The sequence below is a fragment of the Pseudoalteromonas sp. AS84 genome (genome assembly GCF_038900255.1).
Classification (GTDB): domain Bacteria; phylum Pseudomonadota; class Gammaproteobacteria; order Enterobacterales; family Alteromonadaceae; genus Pseudoalteromonas.
The window spans coordinates 218,723-239,307 of record NZ_JBBMQY010000003.1 but is presented as its reverse complement, the minus strand read 5'-3'; the positions used below and the strand labels follow the sequence as shown (position 1 = coordinate 239,307).

14 protein-coding genes are annotated in these 20,585 nt (G+C 38.0%); 4 read left to right on the top strand and 10 right to left on the bottom strand.

The window, feature by feature from the left end:
• Positions 1–2 precede the first annotated feature (2 nt).
• From WNY79_RS05295 to WNY79_RS05285, 3 genes are read right to left on the bottom strand one after another with little or no spacing between them, the layout of a single operon-like run.
• Complete coding sequence (locus WNY79_RS05295) at positions 3–4,505, bottom strand: EAL domain-containing protein (RefSeq protein WP_342875331.1); 4,503 nt, start codon at positions 4,503–4,505, stop codon at positions 3–5.
• Positions 4,506–4,530: 25 nt separating this feature from the next.
• Complete coding sequence (locus WNY79_RS05290; RefSeq protein ID WP_024598903.1) at positions 4,531–4,932, bottom strand: GNAT family N-acetyltransferase; 402 nt, start codon at positions 4,930–4,932, stop codon at positions 4,531–4,533.
• A gap of 14 nt (positions 4,933–4,946) precedes the next feature.
• Positions 4,947–5,150 carry a DUF3283 family protein gene (locus WNY79_RS05285; RefSeq protein WP_002962585.1) on the bottom strand — a complete coding sequence of 68 codons (204 nt, stop codon included), beginning with the start codon at positions 5,148–5,150 and terminating at the stop codon, positions 4,947–4,949.
• Positions 5,151–5,268: 118 nt separating this feature from the next.
• Here WNY79_RS05285 and WNY79_RS05280 point away from each other — a divergent pair, with 118 nt between their 5' ends.
• The gene (locus WNY79_RS05280; protein WP_024598904.1) at positions 5,269–5,967 is read left to right on the top strand and encodes a transporter substrate-binding domain-containing protein; all 699 of its coding nucleotides are present in this window, start codon (positions 5,269–5,271) and stop codon (positions 5,965–5,967) included.
• Here the strand turns inward: WNY79_RS05280 and WNY79_RS05275 are convergent.
• The 4 genes from WNY79_RS05275 to zntR form a co-directional block, all read right to left on the bottom strand.
• Positions 5,964–6,209 carry a DUF1289 domain-containing protein gene (locus tag WNY79_RS05275; RefSeq protein WP_024598905.1) on the bottom strand — a complete coding sequence of 82 codons (246 nt, stop codon included), beginning with the start codon at positions 6,207–6,209 and terminating at the stop codon, positions 5,964–5,966. The genes WNY79_RS05280 and WNY79_RS05275 overlap by 4 nt on opposite strands.
• 102 nt (positions 6,210–6,311) lie before the next feature.
• Positions 6,312–7,445 carry a 1-acyl-sn-glycerol-3-phosphate acyltransferase gene (locus tag WNY79_RS05270; RefSeq protein ID WP_076925118.1) on the bottom strand — a complete coding sequence of 378 codons (1,134 nt, stop codon included), beginning with the start codon at positions 7,443–7,445 and terminating at the stop codon, positions 6,312–6,314.
• A 274-nt stretch (positions 7,446–7,719) separates the two neighbouring features.
• The gene (locus WNY79_RS05265; protein ID WP_342875330.1) at positions 7,720–8,910 is read right to left on the bottom strand and encodes an SO_0444 family Cu/Zn efflux transporter; all 1,191 of its coding nucleotides are present in this window, start codon (positions 8,908–8,910) and stop codon (positions 7,720–7,722) included.
• Entirely contained in the window at positions 8,897–9,307 is a 411-nt protein-coding gene (zntR, locus tag WNY79_RS05260) for a Zn(2+)-responsive transcriptional regulator (protein WP_004335460.1), read from the bottom strand. The genes WNY79_RS05265 and zntR overlap by 14 nt, the downstream gene beginning before the upstream one ends.
• Positions 9,308–9,393: 86 nt before the next feature.
• Between zntR and WNY79_RS05255 the strand changes: the two genes are divergently transcribed.
• The gene (locus WNY79_RS05255) at positions 9,394–10,338 is read left to right on the top strand and encodes a D-2-hydroxyacid dehydrogenase (RefSeq protein WP_004335462.1); all 945 of its coding nucleotides are present in this window, start codon (positions 9,394–9,396) and stop codon (positions 10,336–10,338) included.
• A 182-nt stretch (positions 10,339–10,520) separates the two neighbouring features.
• Positions 10,521–10,901, top strand: a complete 381-nt coding sequence (locus WNY79_RS05250; RefSeq protein WP_024598908.1) for a DUF3192 domain-containing protein — start codon at positions 10,521–10,523, stop codon at positions 10,899–10,901.
• Between the two features lie 63 nt (positions 10,902–10,964).
• Here the strand turns inward: WNY79_RS05250 and WNY79_RS05245 are convergent, their stop codons facing one another.
• The 3 genes from WNY79_RS05245 to WNY79_RS05235 are packed head-to-tail and all read right to left on the bottom strand — an operon-like array spanning position 10,965 to position 17,106.
• Positions 10,965–11,864, bottom strand: a complete 900-nt coding sequence (locus tag WNY79_RS05245) for a diguanylate cyclase (protein ID WP_004335468.1) — start codon at positions 11,862–11,864, stop codon at positions 10,965–10,967.
• Complete coding sequence (locus tag WNY79_RS05240; RefSeq protein ID WP_342875329.1) at positions 11,848–15,657, bottom strand: ATP-binding protein; 3,810 nt, start codon at positions 15,655–15,657, stop codon at positions 11,848–11,850. Before WNY79_RS05240 ends, WNY79_RS05245 begins: the two co-directional genes overlap by 17 nt.
• A gap of 51 nt (positions 15,658–15,708) precedes the next feature.
• A complete protein-coding gene (locus WNY79_RS05235; RefSeq protein WP_004335475.1) occupies positions 15,709–17,106 on the bottom strand; it encodes a PhoH family protein in 1,398 nt (465 codons plus the stop codon).
• A 305-nt stretch (positions 17,107–17,411) separates the two neighbouring features.
• Here WNY79_RS05235 and rapA point away from each other — a divergent pair, with 305 nt between their 5' ends.
• Complete coding sequence (gene rapA / locus WNY79_RS05230) at positions 17,412–20,306, top strand: RNA polymerase-associated protein RapA (protein ID WP_342875328.1); 2,895 nt, start codon at positions 17,412–17,414, stop codon at positions 20,304–20,306.
• The last annotated feature ends 279 nt before the right edge of the window (positions 20,307–20,585 follow it).

The following is a 20,585-nucleotide window of genomic DNA, read 5'->3' as shown; positions in this document are numbered from 1 at the left end:
TATCAATTAAATATATCACTCCAATTGCGATTAATAAGCGGTAGTACTTCGTTATTTGGTACTGGTTTACTAAATAAGTACCCTTGGAAATGCATGCACCCTCGCGCCTTTAAAAAGGCGAGTTGGTGCGAGCTTTCTACGCCTTCAGCTACACATTCTTTACCTAAACTATCAGCAAGCGCGAGTATTGATTGAATAATAGCTTCATCGTCAGAATCTATACCTATGTCTTGCACAAAGCTTCTATCTATTTTTAATACATCAATAGGAAAACGCTTTAAATAAGTAAGCGATGCGTAACCCGTACCAAAATCATCCATATACAATCTACAGCCCAACTTTTTAAGTTGTTCCATACTATGTAACGCTTCTTTGGAATCACGCATTAATATTGATTCAGTTATTTCAAAAACAATTGCCTCAGATGATACCCCTGCGTTACTTAACGCTTTTTTTATTTCGGGAACAAGGTCTTTAAACTCAAAATCAAGTGCCGATAAATTAATAGATAAATATAGGCTAGGTGAGGCTTTTCGCCACTCTTTTAGCGCTAGTAAAGCGCGCGCAAAAGTCTGCAGCATAATTTTTGTAATTAGGCCTATACCTTCTGCTGCCACCGAAAACTCTTGAGTTTGCACAAGCTTATTTTCAGGCCAACGCAGCAGTACTTCAAAACCTTCTGTTTTTTGACTTTCAGCGTTAATGATAGGCTGGTAGTAATTACAGAACTCTTCTTCTTGATACGCTCTTGTAAGCTGAGATTCAAGATGCAGCGCTCTTTGAACATGCTGATTCATCTCTTGCTTATAAAACTGATAACGTCCCTCTAAAGAGTCTTTTGCATGATATAACGCTATGCTCGCAGCTTTTAAAAGCGCTGATCCTTGCTGCGCATCATCTGGTGATATAGACACGCCAATACTTAAATTAACGTTTACGACTTGACCATTAATCGTAATATTTTGATTCACACAATCCATCAACTTAGTACATATAATGAGTACTTGTTCTATTTGATGAATGTCTTCTACCAGTACAACAAATTCATCGCCACCAAATCGAGCAACACTATCCGATGGACGCAAGGAGCATTTTAAACGCTCAGCTACCTCTTTAATAAGCTCATCAGCAACTGCATGCCCTAAAGAATCATTAAAGTATTTAAAACGCTTAATATTTATATGTAATAAAGCAACTTTACATTCGTGAAATTTTGCTTGCTCAAGGGCGTGTTCAACGCGGTCGTTAAATAACGTACGATTTGGCAGCCCAGTTAAAGCATCGTAATTGGCTAATAAGTGCAGCTCGTTTTCAGCTGATTTTTGTGCGTTTATATCGGTTAAAATAATGACATAGCTATTAAGACGCTGTTCGTTATCGGCTACTGCACTTATTTTCACAAGTACATGGCGTGGCTCACCATTTGCTAAAACCACACTGTCCTCACACGAAAAGTGCTCCCCAACAGATAGCTTTTGCATTATGCGTAAATAATCAAAACGATTGCTGCGCGATATACCTAAATTTAATGCTCGACTAGATAACGACTCAGCAGAGAAGCTAAAGGCGGTCTGCAGGGATTTATTGGAGGCCCTAATATTTAAATTTTTATCGAGAATAAACACCCAATCACGTGTTTGTTCAAACGCTGCGGTAAATAATAATGCATGTTCTTCAAACACCATCTCACGGGTCATATTTGTGTAGGTACCCGCTACTTTTTGTGGCGTTTTATCATCCCACTCAACGACTTTCCCAAAATCCTTATACCAGCGCCAATAGCCTTTTGCATGGCGCAGGCGGTAGGTGCAATTAAAATAACCTTTATCGGTAGATAAAAATTCAAGCCACTCTAAGCGAAATAGTTGTTTGTCTTGCGGATGAATTTTAGATAAATATTCATCTAGGCTCACGGTTTCATTTTCGTAGCCTAATTCACTCGCTAAGCGAGGTTGATAAATACTTGGATTACTTGATTCCCAATCCCAAACACCCGACTCGCTGCCTTCAAGAGCTAGCTTTAAACGCGCTTCGCTTTCTTTACTTTCTTTATTTGCTGCTAATAAAATACGCTGGATTTTATTACGGCGCATAACCCACATAGCAATAAAGCCAATAAACAACATGCCATAAAGCACCATAAAATAAGGTGCACGCCAAAGCGGATACTTTACTTTTATTTTTAAAATAGCGGGCGAAGTATATTCGCCAGTCAGCGGATCTTTAGCCCAAACTTTTAATTGATAATTACCTGGATTTAATTTTGGAAACAGTACACGGTTGTTATTTCGAGTATAACTTTTTTGCCCGTTATCGAGTTGATACTCATAAATGATGCGTTCTTGATTACTGAATGCCATGGCCGAAAATGCCACTTCAAGCCCTATATCATCATGATTTAACACAACCTCGTTGAGCGGCTGTTTTAAATCAAGCGATAAATCTCGAGACATTAAATCAACTCGCGTAATATTTACGTGATCAATAAGCGACTGGTAATTTTGGTTTTCCATTGGATGAAAATAAGTAAATCCTTTTAAGCTACCATACGCAATATGGCCATCTTTGAGCTGTGCCATGGCGTTACTATTAAACTCAGCTGAAAGTAGCCCCTCTGATGTAGAAAATTGCTGAAAATGAAGTGTTTCTGGGTTTAATCGCCAAATACCTTTATGGCTGCTCATCCAAATCATACCATCATCATCTAGCACCATATCGTAGAGCAGTGTGCCTAATTTATTTTTCTCTAAATCGATTGTATGGACTAATTGGTAGGTAGATGCGTCGAGGCCTATCAAGCCAAAATTAGAAAGTGATATCCACAATATATTGTTGTTATCAATTAAGTAAGAAAGCACACTGATAGCTACGTTTTCATGCTGTTTTGGCACTTTGTAAATCATTTTAAGTGCTAAATCACTTGGGTTTACTTGGTATAAAATACCGGCATTAAAAAACAATGGTGAGTCTGGTTTATTGCTCAGCGCAGGTAAAAAGCCATGAGCTAAAAAGGGTTCAAATTGATCAAATTGGCCACCCAAACGCGTTATTACTTGAGAGTCTATATTGTATATAAATACCCCATGATCTGAGTGCACAAAGTATAAGTCGCCATTTGGCATTAATGTAACGCCATGCACCCTACCGGTAATTAGCTCTTGATTAGCAGGGTCATGCACTTTAGGTTCGCTAACTTGATGCGTTACAGGATCAAAAATAAACAAACCACGGTTTGTATAAAGCCATAAATTGTCTTTATAAGGTGTTATTTCGTATACGGTAAACTCAGTGGTGAGTAAGTCGACTTTGTAGTCTTTTAAATAAACTTTGCCAATATTTGTTTTTAAATCGACTTCGGTAATACCATTATGCGTTGCAAGCCAGAGTTTATCTTTATATTCAGTAATACCCCAAATAGAGTGATGTGATAAACCATCGCCCCCGAGTAAAGTGCCATCGATATTATTAAAATGATAACTGTCATGAGATAAATAAAATGCCCCATCGGTTTTAGTCGCAACCCAAGTACCACCCGATTTATCTTTAGCCATATCAATAATACTGGTATCAGCAAGTGTGTACTTACTTTGGGCTATTCGGGTGTTTTTAATCATTTCCCCAGTGCTTAAATCAAATTTAAACAAGCCTTTATCAGTAGCTAAATCTATTTTTCCGTGTTCGTTTACTATGCTCCACACATTTAAATCAGTTAGTAATACCTTACTTTTAAACGGTAAATCTGGACGTTCAAACATTTTTGATAAGTTACTAATATCAACTTCGTATAAGCCTTTTACCGCCCCTACTAACAACTGTTTATTTTCACCTAATGCGAACGACTTAACATTATTTTGATAAATATGCTCAGCTTCACCTTTTAAGTGTTGTAGTGGCCTAACCTGCTCTGTTGCAATATCAAATACATATGCACCATGGCTTGTACCAATAAATATATAACCATTGTAGGCAAACAGCTTTCTTACAAGGGTATTTTTATATTTAGCGGGTAGCTCAAAGATAGTTGTAATTTCTCCGGTCGCAATATCAAGCTTTGCAAAATCGCGGCCTCGCCCAATCCAAAGTGTTTTTTTATCAACGGCCACCATACTAAAAACAGATTGATTGATAATTTCTTCTTCACTGGTGGGTTTTTCTAAAAACTGCTGATATGAATCTGTTACGGGGTCGTATCTAAATAGGCCTGCAAGTAAAGAAGCTATCCAAATGTGCCCTTGGGTATCTTGGTAAATACGATCAATGATCGCTTCTTCTAATTCACCATTAGGGCCGTTTATTGGAATAACTTGATAGCCATCATAACGATTAAGCCCAGCCTCAGTAGAAAGCCAAAGGTAACCATTAGTGTCGATGAGCATTGTATTAACGTAGCTTTGCGATAAGCCTTCGCTTGGAGATAAACGTTTTACTTGTGCGCCTACTTGGCAACTTAGGATAGCGATTAAAACTACAAAGCAACTAATGATCCCGTTAACGCATTTACTCATGCTTATTCCATATTATTATTTATTATTATGGGTACTCTAGAGCGACTATATTTCGATGTTTGTAAGTATCAAAAAGTACTTGTAAAGCAAGAGTATATGTTAACACCTGGTTAAAACCAATAGCACAATATAAATCAACTACGTTTTTATATGCGAAGGTATTAATCTTCTTATCTTGCGACTTTAAGAGTGTTGATAATAGCTGCTTAGCAACACCTTTACCGCGATGCTCCAGCGCAACAAACACGGTAGATAAAAATAAAAAATCTGTTTTATCTTGTAACCTACATGCTGCAACTATTTCATTATTATAGTAAGTAACCCATACTTTATCTTGTTTATTAGCCCGTCCTCTTACATTATGTTTTTTATAAAATTTATTAACGAGTGGAATTTTTATCTCATCCAATAATTCAACTATATGCATATTTATATCAACACTTAGCTAAGCATCAAGGCTAAATATTGCTCAAACTTTTGCTTTAACACCATTTGCTCTGCCATTGGGCGGCTATGAATTGTATTATAAACTTGCTCTCGCGTTTTTTTGTTTCGCTTAATTTGATACGCCCAAAAAGACGCTTCATAATCTAACTGAATTTGGTATTTTTCTTCACGTGGCAATAGGCATAAATTAAAACTCACAATACTTCCTCATTCGCTTTTAAAATTATTTGATTAACCCCGAAACTGGGCAAGAGGTAATCTCCTTGTTATTATACGCGTCTTATTTTATTTATTTCTGTAGTAATTGGAACTGATAATGAATAGACATTTTAGTATCTTGTTATTATTGGTAAATTTATCTTTTAGTGCCTCTTGTTTTAGTCATCAATACAACCTCACTTTTAATCGTCCGCAAAGTACACCACAAGCTGATTATGCCTTAGAGCTATTAAAGTTAGCATACGCAGATATAGGTTTTAAAATATATATCATCGATTTTAGCCACCAAAATGCTTTGCTAGCTGCAAATAATGGCGTACTTGATGGACAGTTAGGAAGAGATGTAAGCGTTGAAAAAAATTACGAAAACTTAATTAGGGTCGATTATGAGCTATTTAAGTTTGACTTAGTGTTATATAAAAACTGTTTACCTAGCAGTTTAGAGCAACTAGATAGCGTCGCAATTGTTGATGGCTACCCTGTCCAAGAACATTATTTAGCAAACACTCAATTTGCAGGAAATATTATTAAAGTTAAAAGTATGAATGCCCAGCTTAATTTACTAGCTCAGCAAAAAGTACAAGGGGCTTTAATGATTAACTTTATAATGCAAAACAACGATCTCCCTACACCGCAAGGTTGCTTTGAAAAAGAAGTGTTGAATACGTATCCGCTTTATCATTATTTAAATAAGCGTAATAAAAACCTAGTAGAAAAACTTAAAATGTCATTAATTAACTTAACTAACAATGGCACTGTGTACGCACTAAGAGCCAAATATGGATTAAGCTTTTAAAAATCGAACCCTTGTTGCTCTGCCTGTGTACTTGGCACTGCATTTTGCTGCTTTTTTTGAAGATAGCGTTTGTAGCGCTGCTGGCACAAACTAAGCACCTTCTTTTTTTGGTCGTTAGTTAAGCTATTCCACGAAAAGCGTTCATCGCGACTACGATAACACCCCTTACAATACCCTCTGTTATTAACTAAGCAAATACTTTTGCAAGGGCTTGGAATATCAAATATTTCAATTTGTTGCATAGCATTCGCACCGTTTAATTAGAGGTACTTAGTATAGCGTCATTTTTGAGCAAAAAAAAAGCAGCAATTAAATTGCTGCTTACTTTTATTAAGCTATGAGCATTAATGCTCGCAGCTATTTGTGTTTATCTCTGCTTTACGATGAAACGGCTTAGCATACATAGCTAGCACTAATGGTTTTAACTCTTCAGGCACACAGGCTAAACGTTGTTCAAATGTCGCTGTATCAGGAGAGTCTATTACCGCCTCTTTACAGCCACCAGCAATGTAATTGCCTGGGTGTAAATAAAACGAATCAACAATTTGCCTATCAATCGTTTTAGCAAGCTCTTCAGCACTATCACATTTAGATTCAATTGGTTGCCCAAATGCTAAATGCACATGCCCTTTCGCAGTACTAAAGCCTTCAACAATGCTCGCAATATCTTCACCAGCCGATTTAACGTACTCACCATGGTGTTGTTTATGGTAAAGCTCTTTGGCTTTAGCAATTGCACACGGCTCATATTGATAAGAAATAGAAACCGGCACTATTTTTAACTCTTTAATATAATCGCCAAACTCTTTCTTTTGTTTACGCCCGTTTAATTGCAACATTTTTAGAAGCGCAGGATCAGTTTGATCAAAACCGTCTTTTGCACGCCCTTCTTTTTGCGCAATCCAAATAGAATTTCCACCCACTACAGAATCGTAAATGTATGACGATAATTGAGTCAGTGCTTTTAACATCTCTTTTGGTGCTTTAGCAGAGCGCTTAACGATAAAGCTTTTATTTAGACGCATAAGCTCAGTAATGTAAGGTATTTGCAATAAATTATCGCCAATAGCAATACGCACTGTTTTCATTTTATGTTGATATAAACCCCAGTTTACTAATGCAGGATCAAGCACTATGTCTCTGTGGTTTGAAATAAATAAATAGGCCTGGTTAGCATCTAACTGATCTAACCCAGAAAAGGTTACTTTTGACGTGGTGCGCTTTACTAATTTATCTAAGTATTGCGCAACTTCGTTTTGCACGTCTTCGACGGTGCTTACTTTACCCCATTTTTTGCGCAATTGGCTTCTAACCAATGGACGAGCTATAAATGGCACAGACGATAAAAAGCGTGGTAGATTATATTTTGCGATCACATCAATAAACGCATTATCGTTCATTAAACGCGAAAGCGAAGCCGTAACTTCATCATCGTTATAAGGTCTTATATCAGCGTACTTATCTTCTAATTCACTCATTACTACATCTATAATGTTAAAAAACGGCACACGAAAGCGCCGTATTTTGGGATTATTATTCTCTAACTGATTATAACTCAGCCAATATCAAATAAGAAATAGCTCAATTTATACCAATTGCATTAAATAAGTGATTATTATATCGCGAAGAAAATAACACACTAACAAGGCGAAAATTGTGACATATAGTTGTTCTATATAAATAATTTTCAACACAGTTAGTGAGTTATTTAATGCGATAGAATGATCATGTTTTTAATAAAGTTGGTATTAGTTAGTGTTTTATTTTCTTCATATACCAATTGACCATTAAACGCAGCATAAGTGCAATTAAAACGATGCTACATAATAAAGTAAGCCAGTTAGGCAGGATATCATATTCTTCTCCTATAAGAGGGCTGACCACAAAGCCATATTTTTCAACTAAAAAATCGGTTAAAAAGCCAAATACCACTGCTACGCCTATTACACCAATTAAATAAGCTGCAAGGGCACGCTTTCCAAGCTCATTGGCTACAACACCAAGTGTCGCAATATTTGTTGCAGGCCCCGCCAACATAAAAACTAAAATAGAGCCTGGCGAAAGCCCGCTCATTAATAAGCCTGCTGCAATAGGCGTTGAAGCTGTCGCGCAAATATACATAGGGATACTGACTAATATCACAACGAGCATAGCCAAAACGCCACTTCCCCACTGGGATAAAAAACTCTCAGGAACATAAGTTTGTACTAATGCGGCAAAAAACAAGCCAATCAATAACCACTTCATCGTATCTTCTAAAAGCTTATTACAACTGAAACTGATTGCAGCTTTTAATTTAAGCCATTGCCCAGTGTGTTTAATTGAGTTTACTGAGCATCCGAGGGGATCTTCTTTTTCAATATTACTGGAACAACATGAATCGCTCAGAGGTTTTTCGTTTTCATTATTTGTACTATGAGTTGATTGTTGAGGCACTTTTGATTGCGTATCACAACATAAGGAAGGCGCCGTTTTTACATCACTCGCACTACAGCTATCGCTCTCATTTTTACGACTATTATTAAAAGACCCTTTTTTATCATTTTTACTTTCGCGCCCAACTAATACCCCTGCCACAATAGCACTACAAATAGCTGCTATCGGGCGAATAACCGCCATAAATGGACCGAGTAAAATATAAGACACCGATACAGAATCAACCCCCGTTTCAGGTGTCGAAACTAAAAATGCAGTGGTCGCACTTTTAGAAGCACCCGCTCGCCTCAAACCAATAGCTGCAGGGATAACTCCACAAGAGCATAAGGGCAAAGGAGCGCCTATTAATGCGGCTTTAACGGTAGTCCAAAATCCTTCTTTACCTAAATGTTTACTCAATAAGTTTTCAGGTAAATATACATTCAATAAACCTGCAATCAAAAGCCCTAACATTAGCCAAGGTGCTGATAATAAAAATAACTGCCAAAAATTATTAAGTAACGTCATCTATATCCTCCAAAACACTTAAAATTGAACAATTTTCTGCTATATGCTGCGAGCCACAACACTTATCTGCCAATGTGGTTAATGATTGATGAAATTGTTGGAGTTCTTTTATACGCTGCGCGACCAAATCTCTTTTTTCAAGTGTAATTTTTTTAACTTCAGAGCAGGAATGTGATGATTTTTCAAATTTAATAAGTAAGAGATCTTTTATCTCTGCCAAGCTAAAACCTATATTTTTAGCTCTAATGATAAAATGCATCACTTTTAAATCGTTATTATCATATAGTCTATATCCAGCAGAATTTCGCCTGTTAGGCGTTAACAATCCCTGCTTTTCGTAGTACCTTAAAGTATCGTTAGAGATACCTAGTTGGTGTGATAGTTCACCTATTCTCATATTTCTCTCTCCGATTTATTTTAAACAGACTATAAACCCTAGAGTTAAGACTAAGGTCAAGGGTTTCATTTATTTTTAGGAAAAGCATGAACATCACCATTCTTGATAACGCTACGTTAGCTAAAACGTCTCTTACTTGTATTGAACAACTTGGTAAATTAACGACTTATGAACTTACTAGCCCAGAGCAAGTTATTGAACATTGCCAAGGCGCTGATGTATTGATCACTAATAAAGCGGTTTTAAATCGCGATACGATTAGTCAGCTAACACAGCTTAAACTGATTTGCGTAAGTGCAACCGGTACTAATAATGTTGATTTAGAAGCCGCTAAAGAATTTGGTATTGCCGTCACTAATGTAGCTGGCTATTCAACCCCTTCTGTTGTTCAACATACATTCTCTTTAATTACTAACTTACTGGGTAACACACATCGCTATCAGGCGGATTGCCAGCAAGGCGCTTGGCAAAAAAGTGAAATGTTTTGCATACTCGATTACAGCTTTAACGACTTACAAGGCAAAACATTTGCCATTATAGGCGGTGGTACGCTAGGTAAAGGCGTTGCTAAAGTGGCTGAGGCATTTGGCGCAAATATTATTGTTGCAGAGCGCAAAGGGGCTGCATGCCGCGATGGTCGTACGCCTTTTGAGGACGTTATTAAAACAGCCGATATAATCAGTGTTCACTGCCCACTTACCGATGAAACACGTGATTTAATTGCACTTAATGAGCTTAAAATGATGAAGCCAAGTAGCATTATTATTAACACTGCTCGTGGTGGCATTATTAACGAAGCCGACTTAGCTACAGCACTTGAGCAAAACCTAATTGCTGGAGCCGGGGTTGATGTACTAACTAAAGAGCCTGCTGAGCTTTCAAACCCACTTGCTAATTACAAAGGCAATAACTTATTACTTACTCCACATATTGCATGGGCAAGTACTGAATCTATCGTGCGTTTAATTAATGAGGTAAGTTTAAACATTGCGGCATTTAATAAAGGCGAATCACGCAACCGCTTGGTGTAACTGCACTGCGGGAAAATAGTTAAAAAAACTAAAATGTGGCTGTTTTTACTAATTATTTTTGCAAATGATTAGTAAAACATAGTCCTTAAAACCTAACCAACTGAATTAAAAAGATTTTAAACTTGGCCTACTACTTGCCTTATATGATCAAAATATTAAAAACTCATTTAAGGAATATCACAATGAAAAAATCTCTATTAGCAGCAGCCCTTATTGCACCATTTTTAACTGGCTGTGTTATTGCCGTATCTGATGGTGAAGCTGAGACTCATTGGGCAGGGAAAAACTCATCAAGCTGGCAAGCACAACATAAAAATAATCGTGAAGCTATATCCGAGCTAAAAATGGATAGCAGCTATCAATCTGTTTTAACGCAATTAAAAACGCCTAATTTCACAGAGCTATTAAAAAAAGATGACGATATATACCAAGTACTTTTTTATGTAACTCATAGCAAGCATTCAGATTCTAAAACAACGAAAGATGAATGTACGCCACTTGTATTTAAAAATGATAAGTTAGTGGGCATTGGTGACACTGCTTTAGGTATGATCACGCAGTAACAATAAAAGTAGTTTGATACTAAAAACGCCAATATAAATTTTGGCGTTTTTTATATTAAATTTTTACCGTGCGACTATTCTATCTCGCCCCGCATCTTTAGCAGCATATAACCCTAAATCCGCCTCTTCTAATAATGCTTGCTCAGCATACACTTTACCACTTTGCGTGGTGGCGATACCTATACTAATAGTGATGTGGTCTGCATTTAATGAGGCTTTGTGTTCTATATTTAAAGCATTTACAGCATTGCGTAATTTATTAGCAAACTCCAAGGCTTCATGCTTATCAATTCCCGGTAAGACGGCTGCAAATTCTTCACCACCATAACGAGCTATGAAGTCACTACCACGTTCACACTGAGCTGCGAGTGCTTGCGCAACATCCTTTAAGCATTCATCACCAGCACGATGTCCGTAGCAATCGTTGTAACGTTTAAAGTGGTCTATATCCATAAGCAACACAGATAGTGGTGTTCCGCTTCGTTTACTGCGGCGCCATTCTCGAGCTAAGTTTTCGTCTAGGTAGCGTCTATTTGGGATTTCAGTTAAGCCGTCAATCGAGGCTAGCATCTCTAGCAGATCATTTTTTTGCTTTATAAGTAATTGGTTACGTACTCTAACGCGCACAATAGAAGGGCTAAATGGCTTAGTTATATAGTCCATAGCACCGAGCTCTAGGCCCTTAGCTTCGTCGTCGTGGCTACGATTAGCTGATATAAATATAACAGGGATCGATTGAGTTATCGGATTTTCTTTAAGTTGTACAAGCACTTCATAACCGTCAATTCCTGGCATAATCACATCAAGAATAATTAAATCAACTTGCGCAGTTTTTACAAAGGTCAGTGCTTTTTCACCACTTTCAACTAAGAATACGTCGTGTTCTACTTTAAGTGTTTTTTCAAGTACTAATCGGTTGATTGGATCATCATCTACAATAAGTACTTTAGCTCTTTTCGACATCCCTAGCCCCTACCCCTTTTATAAAAACAATTACCTGTTCTAACTGCATAATAAGCTCTTTCAGTGTTATTTCAACAGGCTTGTTAGTTGTTTTAAGTGTTCTTTCACACAATAAAGCGCAGTGAGACAATCGTCTAAAACCTAAATTCCCTGCTACACCTTTTATACTATGCACTAAGCGTACCAAATCATCCTTATTGGTTGTTTCTTCTATTTGCGATAGCTGGGTTTCACATAAATTAGCAAACTTATCAATCATTGTATTGAGGAGCTTTTCATCCATACTAAACTGCGTTAAAGCGAATGATTTTTCGAAAAAGCTTGGTTTCACTAAGTTTAAATCGGCAATTGCATCAATAAGCACTTTAGCAACAACCGGTTTAGTTAAATGCTTATTCATACCGCACTTTAAAGAACGTTCAATATCAGCAGGCTCACAATGAGCCGTTAAGGCAAAAATAGGCAGCTGCTTTGCGTCAAACTGTTGACGAATTAAGGCTGTTGCTTGGCAGCCATCTATTTGTGGCATTTGCACATCCATCAATATTAAGTCGGGTCTTAAAATTTGCAATAATTCCATGCCAATAGATGCGCTTAAAGCAGTCACTACATTTACGTTTGCTTGGCGAAGTACACTGCTAATTATTTCTAAATTAAGTTGATTATCATCAATGGCTAACACAAGTAGACCCGATATATCAGCTTTAATTTCAGCAACGTTGTGTATTACCGCATTGGTACTCGCTTTAGGCTTTTGCTGAGAGTTCAAGCTAAATAGCCTTTGTCCCAATGCCGATGCTTTAACGTGGTGCGCAGCTAAATGCTCACTTGTTGGTAAATTAAGCGTGTGCTGATGATTAATAATAATTACCGATGTTTCTTTAGCTGATAACGAATCATTAATTGCTTCAATATTTAAAAGTGCAGGTAAGTCGGCTGCATCTATTATTATTTTTTGAATATTGGAGAGCTTAATTGGGTATTTGAGTACTTCATCTAAATTAATATTAGCAAGCTCTGTATAAGCATTTGTTACTTGCTTAAGCTCTTTACTTTGATCCGATAAAATAGCCAATGTATTAGTCGGTAACATCGTATTTTTAGTGGTATCAACCAAAAAGCTAACGCTGAAGTAAAACTCACAGCCATGGCCTTTTTTACTCTTTAAAGCAATCTCTCCCCCCATTAATGACACCGCATGTTTAACAATAGCTAAACCTAACCCAACACCATGATGTATGCGTGTTGAAGACTCATCACCTTGCGTAAAGGCGTCAAATAAACGCCTTTGATCGGCTTCATCGATACCCATACCGGTATCGATTACTTTAAAGCAAATATGCTGTTGCTCTAGGCTATTGCTTTCAATCAGTTCCATTTTTAAAGTAATAGAACCTGTTTTTGTAAACTTAACAGCATTTGTTAATAAGTTACCTAATATTTGCTGCAAGCGAATGCTGTCGCATATCAAATCAGGCGCTATTAACGGGTCAATATCAATAACAAATTCAATACCTTTTCCTTCGCACAATGGAGCCGTTAAACTTTCGCAAATATCCACCAGCTCAACCATGCTAAAAGATGCTTGTTTTAAATCAGTTTGCGAACTTTCTATACGTGCAAAATCAAGCATTCTATTGAGCATTAGCAACAAGCTTTGTGCTGCATGCTTAGCTTGGTCAGTTTGTTGTAATTGTTTTTGTGTTAAGCCTTGCTCAATAAGCATATCGAGCAGCCCTAAAACAGCGTTAAGAGGAGTGCGTATTTCATGACTTAAGTTGGCTATAAAGCGACTTTTAGCAAGGGTTGCCCGTTCGGCATCAAGTTTTGATTTAGTTAATGCGCTCACATCCTGAATGTGAATAACATAATAAGCTGGGTCACGGTTTTCATCCCATACGAGAGACACACTCAGTTGCAACCAACTTGTTAGTCGCCCCTGCGACAGTGTTAAGTGATATACACGTTTTTTGTCATCTAACAATTGCGCTAAGGTTGTTTTTATTTGCTGCCATTGAGAATCATCAAACAATGCTTTCAACTGCTCGCCAACCAGTACTTGCTGTTCAGAGAATTGCTTCCTAGCTGCTTTATTTACTTGTAATATAGTATGTTCAAGCGAAAGTAAAACCACGCAGTTAGCGGCAAATTCAATCGCGCTTCTAAATTTTGATTCAGATGCTTTTAAAGCCAATAATGCTTGTTGCTGCTCGGTAATGTCACGGCCAATACCCATTGTTCCTAATAAGTGTTGATGTTCATTATAAAAAGGTGCAATAGTAAGTTGATATGATTTTGTATCGGTTTCGATGCGTTGCTCAACACTATTTCTATTTTGTAAAACTTGTTTTTCAAGCGCATTTATTTGCTGATCGTTATCACCTAAATCATCTACATATTTACCTACTAATGCAGTTTGATCTTTACCAATATAAGCTTCAAATGCTTTATTACACCCTAAAAAGGAGCCATCAATATTTTTAAAATAAATTAGATCTGGCACACTGTTTAGCATAGTGTTGAGCAAAGCCAAGTGGCGCTCTTTAGCTTCGTAACTGCGACTTAGTTTTTCTGATTGCAGCTGAACTTGGTCATCTAGCGCTTTATTCGCATCTTGTAATGAATCAACCAACTCTTTATTTTTAATAAATACCCTCTTCACCTTAGAAAACCAAGGTTGCCAGCTCAGCGGTATTTTGTAATTTAGCTGCTCTTCGAATTGCGTACCGTTACTCTCCAAATACGACATTAAGTGAGTCATTGGCTTTATAAAAATACGCTGACTTAACCAAAAAAACACGCCAAACATAATGCTTAAAAATAGTGTTAAAAATGCAAACTCTAATAATATTTCATATTTAATTAAGCTTATTAATTGGGGTTTGTGCTCGTAAAATGCCGCGTGAATAGGCAACTCATCCAAAGGTTGCATAAAGTAATTACTATCACTAGTTAATACTGTTTTTTTACTATGGTGCTGGGCCAAGTTAGGCCAATAGCTTTTTAACGCTGTCGCTTGCTCTATCAATTGTTTAGAGCTGGCGATAATTTGATGTGATTGATTCATAAAAACGTATTCACCACTACTCGGTGAAACCTTTTTTAGCCATCCAGAAATTGCCTGAACATCATAAATTAAAATAATGTAATCGGCTGAGCCAGTGCTTCGTTGTCGGCCAATAGCAAAATACGATTTGTCATTAACTTTAACAATAGGACTTGAGGTAAGTTTATTTGGTAAAAATTTTGGCTTAAACTTCTCATTTAGAATTTCAGTAAGCATTGAACTTTGGCTTTTGTTGCGCCTGCTGACATAAGAAAAACCATTATCATCAACATATGCTACAGCCGATAACGACTGCATTAATGCAAGCGTTGTATTAAACGAAGGCCCTAATGCAATCGCCTGTTGCCACTGTATAAGTGCCTTTGTAGATAACGCAAACTCGCCCTTACCTACAATTTCAGTACCTTGCTCACTAAAGTGACGGTAATAGTAACCATCATATTGATTTATACCTTCAAGTAGGCTTTGGTTTATTTGTTGAACGGTCGTTTGCTCGTATAAGCTAAACATTGTGGTAAGTAGATTACTCACTGATTCCATCCCGTGAGTAACCTGCGCTGAAACATTCGTAAAATCGGCTTCGCGTTTTTCAACCGCCCGCTCAAGCTTTATATTATATAAGTGCAAGCACAGTAAAAAAGCGACAATCAATGGCACTAAAAGCGCAATAAACAACGAACGATAATAATGTTTCAGAGGTAAAAAATTCAATGTACTGCCTGCCATTTGGCTCGAAAATCAATCGATAGACTATCGAGCCAATTTGTTAAGCGCAAGTTATAAATTTTCTTCTGCAAATGACGCTAAGCGGCTACGTACAACACCGTTAAGGTTTATAGTTGCGCTGCCTTCAAAGTTTTTAAAGCGCTCTACTATGTACGTTAAGCCCGATGTTACTGGCGTTAAATAGTTACTATCTATTTGCGCCAAGTTACCCGTACAAATTAATTTAGTACCTTCGCCGCAGCGGGTAATAATAGTTTTGAGTTGAGATGCCGTTAAATTTTGGCTCTCATCTAAAATCACTACCGCATTTTGAATGCTACGCCCGCGCATAAAATTAACCGATTTAAACTGTACATTAGCCTTTTCCATAATGTAATTTCGACTCGATATCGGATTTTCGTCGCCTTTGTGCAATACCTCTAGCGTATCGGTAATGGCTGCAAGCCATGGTGCCATTTTTTCCTCCTCAGTGCCTGGTAAAAAGCCAATGGACTCTGCTATTTCTGGCGTATTACGAGTGACTATTACTTTATCGTAAATACCTTTTTCGATGACCATTTCAAGGGCGCTGGCAAGTGCTAACAAGGTTTTACCGCACCCTGCTGGCCCTGTTAAAATAACAAGTTCAATACTTGTATCGAGCAGCGCATCAAGCGCCATTCCCTGATAAATATTTTTTGGCTTAACGCCCCATGCTTGTTGGTGCATTAAACGCTCAACACCAATATCTTTGAGCGTTATGTGCTCGTCATCGTACGATTTAACACGTGCCGCAAACTGATCACCACCATCAAGTAAATATTCATTACAAAATACATCTGGTATTAAGTTTTTAGGCACATGATGAAACGTATCACGCCCGTGTTGCTCGGTATTACACTCCCCAACATGATCCCAAAAATCACCTTCGATTTTTTTATAACCACTAGTGAGCAGGCTTATGTCATCAATAAGTTGATCGGTGCGATAGTCCTCAACATATTTAAGCCCTGCGCCTTTGGCTTTTAAGCGCATGTTGATATCTTTTGTTACTAATATAACTTTTGAATCACTGTGCTGCTTTTGTAAGTACACGGCGCAATTAATAATACGATGGTCGTTTTCGTTACCAGGCAAACCAGAAATGGAGTCGGCAAATAAATGGTCGTTTACAATTATGAGGGTACCTGCAGAGCTCGCTTTTGCCTTTTTGTTACTCGGTAGCGCCACGCCTTGTAACATTTGTTCGGGCGTTGCATTTTTAAGTACTTCATCTAATCCACGAATAGCGACGCGCGCATCACGACTTACGTCGTGTTTTCTGTCTTTTATGTGGTCAAGCTCTTCAAGCACCGTCATCGGAATTACAACGTCATGCTCTTGAAAAGACAAATAAGCGAGGGGTTCGTGAAGTAGTACGTTGGTATCTAGCACATACATTTTACTTTCAAGGTTTGAAGCTTTTTCCATAGCACTTTCCTTACGTTTTATGATTTTTATGCTATACCAAAATAACTAAGTAAAACGGGCAAAACTTAAACCTGCAATACTTAATTGCCAAGGCATAATGTAAGTTTAGTCTATTTGTCATAAAAGTCCGTTTTATTACAAACTGTAATTAGTTTTGATTTACCTAAAAAAGAGTCATAAACAAGCTGTTTTAATAGTAATAATTAACACTTACAAAATTAATTAAAAGTGAGCCAAATAGCGCCTTGCAGTGGTGTTAGCTTACAGGTAACATAGCCGCCTTTTTCATCATAGACGAGACATACATGAATTTTTCCTTAGGTCAGCGTTGGATCAGTGATACAGAGTCAGATTTAGGATTAGGCACCGTTGTTGCCATTGAAGGCCGTCAGGTCAGCATATTATTTCCTGCCAGTGGTGAGAGCCGTGTTTATTCTAGTGCAGAAGCACCTGTTACCCGTGTGGCATTTAATCCTGGCGATGTAATCAAAAGCGTTGAAGAATGGGAATTAGAAGTAGAGTCTATTGAAGTACAAGGCGAGTTACTGTGTTATCACGGCACCCGTGTTGATAACGGCGAAACAGCCAAGCTTAAAGAAACCTTTTTAGATCATTTTATTAAGTTTAATAAACCACAAGATCGTTTATTTGCAGGTCAAGTCGATCGTTTTGATCGCTATACACTTCGCTACCAAACGTGGTTACATAAATTTGAACGTGAACAATCGCCTATTAAAGGCTTAATTGGTCAGCGTGCTAATCTTATTCCGCACCAGCTTTATATTGCCCAAGAAGTGGGTAAACGTTTTGCACCACGCGTACTTTTATCAGACGAAGTAGGCCTTGGTAAAACAATTGAAGCGGGCATGATTTTACATCAACAAATTATTAGTGGCCGTGCGAGCCGCGTACTTATTGTTGTACCAGAAAATCTACAACACCAATGGTTAGTAGAAATGCTACGCCGCTTTAATTTACATTTTTCTATTTTTGATGAAGAGCGCTGCGACGAAGCGTTTGCAGATTCACCAAACGTGTTTGATACAGAGCAACTAGTACTTACCAGTCTTGAGTTTTTAACCAAGAAAAAACGCTGGTTTGAACAAGCAACGCTTGCTGATTGGGATTTACTAGTAATCGATGAAGCTCATCACCTAAGTATAAATAACGGCAAGCCAAGCTCAGAGTACCAACGTATGGCAGAGCTTAGCCAAGATATTCCGGGCCTTATTTTACTTACAGCAACGCCTGATCAACTTGGTCACAGCAGTCACTTTGCACGTTTACAGTTACTCGATCCAGACCGCTTTTACGACTACGACGTGTTTAAAGAAGAAGAAGCAAATTATAAAGACGTTGCTGAAGCTGCAAATCAATTACTGCAAGAGCAAGGGCTAGACGACACAGCCAAAGCTACACTGATTGAGCTATTAAAAGAAACCGACATTACTGATATTCTTGAAAAAGCACAGCAAGGTGATTTACCAGCACGTAAAGAAATACTTAACATGCTGCTCGATCGCCACGGCACGGGTCGCATATTATTCAGAAACAGCCGCAGCGGTATTGATGGCTACCCAAGTCGTAAATTACACGCCTATCCAATGGCACTGCCAAAGCAGTATAAAACGGCTATGTCGGTTCTCGGTAATATGGGCGGCATTCAAAACCCTGAACTAAGTGCACACCGTGCTCTTTTTCCTGAAAAAATATTTCAAGAGTTTGAAGGCGAAAGCGCAAGCTGGGGTCTATTCGATCCACGTGTAGATTGGTTAATCGACACTCTTAAAACGCTTAAGCGCGAAAAAGTACTACTTATATGTGCTAAAGCTGAAACAGCTATCAGCCTTGAGCAAATACTGCGTGAACGCGAAGCAATTAAAGCATCGGTATTCCACGAAGGCATGTCTATTATTGAGCGTGACCGCGCTGCTGCATTTTTTGCAGATGAGTACGATAATGCACAAATATTACTGTGTTCAGAAATTGGCTCAGAAGGTCGTAACTTCCAGTTTTCACATCACTTAGTGTTGTTTGATTTACCATTAAACCCTGATTTACTAGAGCAGCGTATTGGTCGATTAGACCGTATAGGTCAAACACAAGATGTGAACATTCATGTGCCATATTTTGAAAACACCGCTCAAGAAGTATTGCTACGTTGGTACAACGAAGGTCTAGACGCATTCGAATCTACCTCGTCAACGGGGCAAATGCTTTACAAAGAGTTTCGCGATGACTTACTTGAGTATATTGCTGCGCATAACTGCGATGAAGACGACCTAGATCCATTACTTGAGCAAGTAGCACAGCAAAATGCCGTACTGCGTAAAAAAATGGAAAGCGGACGAGATCGTTTACTAGAGCTACATTCATCGGGTCAAGGTGCTGCAGATTCGCTTGTAGCTGAAATCGAAAAACTCGACAATCAGTTTGAACTACCAAGCTACATGATCAACGTGTTCGATACATTTGGCGTAAGCCAAGAAGATAAAGGTGAAAATACCATTATCTTAAAACCAACTGAACATATGTTAAACCCATCATTCCCATCGCTTAAAGAAGATGGCATGACAGTGACCTTTGATCGTGACACGGCTCTTTCGCAAGAAGACGTGCACTTTGTTAGTTGGGATCACCCAATGGTGCAAGGCACCATGGATATGATTTGTGACGACGACTTTGGTAGCGCATCGGTAGCATTGCTTAAAAACAAAAAGTTACCACCGGGCACCTTTTTTGTTGAGCTTATTTTTGTTGCAGAAGCAATGGCACCAAAAGTATTACAGGTTGGTCGCTTTTTACCGCCTACACCAATTCGTATATTGCTTGATAAAGCAGGTAATAACTTAGGTGAGAATGTGGCTTTTGAAGGTTTTAACCAGCAGTTATCTGCAGTTGGCCGTCAAACAGCAAGTAAACTTGCAGGTGCACTACAAAGCGCTGTCCACCCGATGATCACTACCGCTAAAGATATGGCACAAGAAAAACTTGAGGTTATTCGTGCAGCGTCGCTTGTTAAAATGCAAACGTCACTCAGTGAAGAGCAAGAGCGACTGGTTGCCCTTAAGCAAATTAACCCGAATATTCGCCAAGAAGAAATTACCTTCTACGATAAGCAACGCAACGACCTAACTACGTATATTGAAAAAACGCAGTTACAACTTGATGCAATTCGACTAATAGTGGTTTCACACTAAATATTTAGTTTTTAGCCTTTTAAGCCAACTCCAAAGTAAATGTGGAGTTGGCTATTAAAAGCTTAATTAACTAAATAGCTGTATCTTTTTTAAACTTCATTTTAAAAACCACGTGTTCTTATTTACATCTGAGCTAATTCCACCTCTTTAGCCTCATACTAAGTCCTTTGTTGGACTGTCGATTTTGCTAAGCATAACCGTATCCAAAAACTTAAGCTTCGCTCTATACAGCTATTGTGAGAGAGAGCTGATAGGTTTATTTTCCCTTGCATAAAGTTG

Bases quoted from the DNA above. Each gene is read 5' to 3' on its own strand.
- WNY79_RS05295 (WP_342875331.1), bottom strand. From the start codon at position 4,505: ATGAGTAAATGCGTTAACGGGATCATTAGTTGCTTTGTAGTTTTAATC.
- WNY79_RS05290 (WP_024598903.1), bottom strand. From the start codon at position 4,932: ATGCATATAGTTGAATTATTGGATGAGATAAAAATTCCACTCGTTAAT.
- WNY79_RS05280 (WP_024598904.1), top strand. From the start codon at position 5,269: ATGAATAGACATTTTAGTATCTTGTTATTATTGGTAAATTTATCTTTT.
- WNY79_RS05275 (WP_024598905.1), bottom strand. From the start codon at position 6,209: ATGCAACAAATTGAAATATTTGATATTCCAAGCCCTTGCAAAAGTATT.
- WNY79_RS05270 (WP_076925118.1), bottom strand. From the start codon at position 7,445: ATGAGTGAATTAGAAGATAAGTACGCTGATATAAGACCTTATAACGAT.
- WNY79_RS05265 (WP_342875330.1), bottom strand. From the start codon at position 8,910: ATGACGTTACTTAATAATTTTTGGCAGTTATTTTTATTATCAGCACCT.
- zntR (WP_004335460.1), bottom strand. From the start codon at position 9,307: ATGAGAATAGGTGAACTATCACACCAACTAGGTATCTCTAACGATACT.
- WNY79_RS05255 (WP_004335462.1), top strand. From the start codon at position 9,394: ATGAACATCACCATTCTTGATAACGCTACGTTAGCTAAAACGTCTCTT.
- WNY79_RS05250 (WP_024598908.1), top strand. From the start codon at position 10,521: ATGAAAAAATCTCTATTAGCAGCAGCCCTTATTGCACCATTTTTAACT.
- WNY79_RS05245 (WP_004335468.1), bottom strand. From the start codon at position 11,864: ATGTCGAAAAGAGCTAAAGTACTTATTGTAGATGATGATCCAATCAAC.
- WNY79_RS05240 (WP_342875329.1), bottom strand. From the start codon at position 15,657: ATGGCAGGCAGTACATTGAATTTTTTACCTCTGAAACATTATTATCGT.
- WNY79_RS05235 (WP_004335475.1), bottom strand. From the start codon at position 17,106: ATGGAAAAAGCTTCAAACCTTGAAAGTAAAATGTATGTGCTAGATACC.
- rapA (WP_342875328.1), top strand. From the start codon at position 17,412: ATGAATTTTTCCTTAGGTCAGCGTTGGATCAGTGATACAGAGTCAGAT.